2 protein-coding genes and 1 pseudogene are annotated in these 2,332 nt (G+C 48.7%); all 3 read left to right on the top strand.

Features of this window, described 5'->3' with window-relative positions; all coding sequences use genetic code 11:
* Positions 1-1,216: chemotaxis protein CheA (locus ABYW01_RS19660; protein ID WP_372836075.1), on the top strand; the 1,216-nt coding region annotated here is incomplete at its 5' end.
* Between the two features lie 40 nt (positions 1,217-1,256).
* On the top strand, positions 1,257-1,778 hold the full coding sequence (locus ABYW01_RS19655) for a chemotaxis protein CheW (RefSeq protein ID WP_228050836.1): 522 nt from the start codon (positions 1,257-1,259) through the stop codon (positions 1,776-1,778).
* A 119-nt stretch (positions 1,779-1,897) separates the two neighbouring features.
* Positions 1,898-2,332 (top strand): annotated as a pseudogene (locus tag ABYW01_RS19650) (hypothetical protein); the annotation flags it as partial.

Raw genomic sequence — 2,332 nt, 5'->3', positions numbered from 1 at the left:
CCGGGCAGCAGATCGGAAGGCGAACGACAACGGTGGTTCCATTCGCGTTAGTACGCAGAAGATTGATGCGTTAATCAATATGGCCGGTGAGTTGGTCATTACGCAGGCGATGCTCGCGCAGTTAGGTGAGAAGCTAGAAGATACCGGTTTGCAGGAGATCGAACATCTGCGGGACGGTTTGGCTCAGCTAGAACGCAACTCGCGTGAATTGCAGGATGCGGTGATGAGTATCCGCATGTTACCGATCAGTTTTGCGTTTAGTCGCTTCCCTCGAATGATCCGTGACCTCGCCACAAAGTTTGATAAAAAAGTCCGTCTGGTGACAACAGGTGAGCAGACTGAGCTGGATAAAACGGTCATGGAAAAGATCGGTGATCCGCTTGTGCATTTGGTGCGCAACTCGTTTGACCATGGCATTGAGATGCCTCAGGACCGTTTAAAAGCGGGTAAAGATGAAACCGGGACCATCGAGCTGAATGCATATCATCAGGGTGGCAACATCGTCATTGAGGTGATTGATGACGGTAAAGGTTTGGATCGCGAAGTTATTATCGCCAAGGCCCGAGAAAAAGAACTGATCGGCCCTGATGAGCAGGTGCCAGAAGATAAGGCACTTGAATTGATCTTTGAGCCGGGTTTCTCGACAGCCGCGCAGGTGAGTGACTTATCCGGACGCGGTGTGGGCATGGATGTTGTGCGCCGAAATATTCGCGATCTGGGTGGTCATATAGAGCTGGAATCTGAGCAGGGCAAAGGTACCCGCTTCACGATTCGTCTGCCATTGACGTTGGCTATTCTTGATGGCCAGTTGGTGACGGTGGGGAATGAAACCTTCATTGTGCCGCTTATCTCTATTGTTGAATCTTTGCAGATACAGCCTGAACATATGAAAACAGTGGCAGGTCAGACGGAGCTTTACCATCTGCGCGACGAATACATTCCAGTCGTGAAGTTGAACGAGTTATTTAGTATTAAGCGCCATAATCACACGGGAGCAGAGCATGATTTGCTGGTAGTGGTTGAGGGCGATGGTAAGAAGATAGGCCTGCAGGTCGATGACCTGTTGGGGCAGCAGCAAGCATTTATTAAAAGTCTGGAAACTAATTTTAAGCCGGTAACAGGGATTTCCGGCGCCACCATATTGGGGGATGGCACAGTGTCATTGATTCTTGATGCGGGTGCGATTGTTCGTCTTTCCAGTAATAGCGGCACCTAAGGGGCAGGATAATGGCTTTGATTAAAGCAGGAGAGCGTAAATGAGCAGCTCTATGCAGAACGCAGAAGAAAATAATTTCGGTATGGGTGTTTCTGTGGGTGAGGATCAATACCTCACCTTCATCATCGCGCAGGAAGAGTACGGTGTCGATATTCTGCGAGTACAGGAGATCAAGGGGTGGAGTAAAACCACGCCTATTCCTAATACTCCCGACTACATCAAAGGTGTGATGAACCTGCGTGGGGCGATCGTCCCGATTATCGATCTTCGGGAGCGTTTTGGTTTGCCTCCGCTGGAATATGGCCCGATGACCGTCGTGATCGTGCTGAGTGTATTCAGTGAGGAACGAGAGCGCTTAATGGGTGTTGTAGTTGATGCGGTATCCGATGTTTACAACGTTAAACCTGATGATTTAAAGCCCGCTCCTGACTTGGGTGGCAAGCTGCGTTCAGAATTTGTAAAAGGCTTAGCGACAGTTGATGAGAAGTTAATGATCGTGATCGATATCGACAACTTACTCAATTCCGATGAGCTGTCACTGATTAAAGAAGCCAACGCTTAATTCAGCGGAAGACAAGAATAGAAGGGCCTGAAGGGTTACATCCTCAGGGATGGATGGGCCAAGAATAATAACACCGCAGTTCAAACGATAGCGTGCTGCGTAGATGAGGTACTCAGAAGATGGCCGGAATCATCGATGATCTAAATGTGTTGTCAGACATTCTCGAGCATTCTCCAATCAACATTATGATTGCGGATGTTGATGAAAATATTATTTTCATTAATCAGCAGGCAAAAACGGTTTTAACGAATGTAGAATCCGAGATTGCTAAATATATCCCCGGCTTTAGAGCTTCAGAGGTTGTCGGCGGCAGTATTCATCGCTATCACAAAGATCCTGAGCCTATTAAGCAGATGTTGCGTGCGCTGGGGCCGGGTCAGGTTCGGAAAGGTTATATCACACCGGGGCCGTACCTGTTTCAGCATGAAACGCGTCCGTTATACAACGCTGAAGGTGTAAGGCTCGGTTATGTTGTGCAGTGGAATGACGTCACAACACAGCGTACTGCACAGGAAGAGGCTGATCGCATGAAGTCCGGTGTAAACGGGGCGAGT

It is taken from the genome of Pontibacterium sp. (assembly GCF_041587635.1).
Taxonomy (GTDB): Bacteria; Pseudomonadota; Gammaproteobacteria; order Pseudomonadales; family Balneatricaceae; genus Pontibacterium.
The sequence above is the reverse complement of the archived record's forward strand: the minus strand, read 5'-3'. Positions and strand labels throughout refer to the sequence as shown.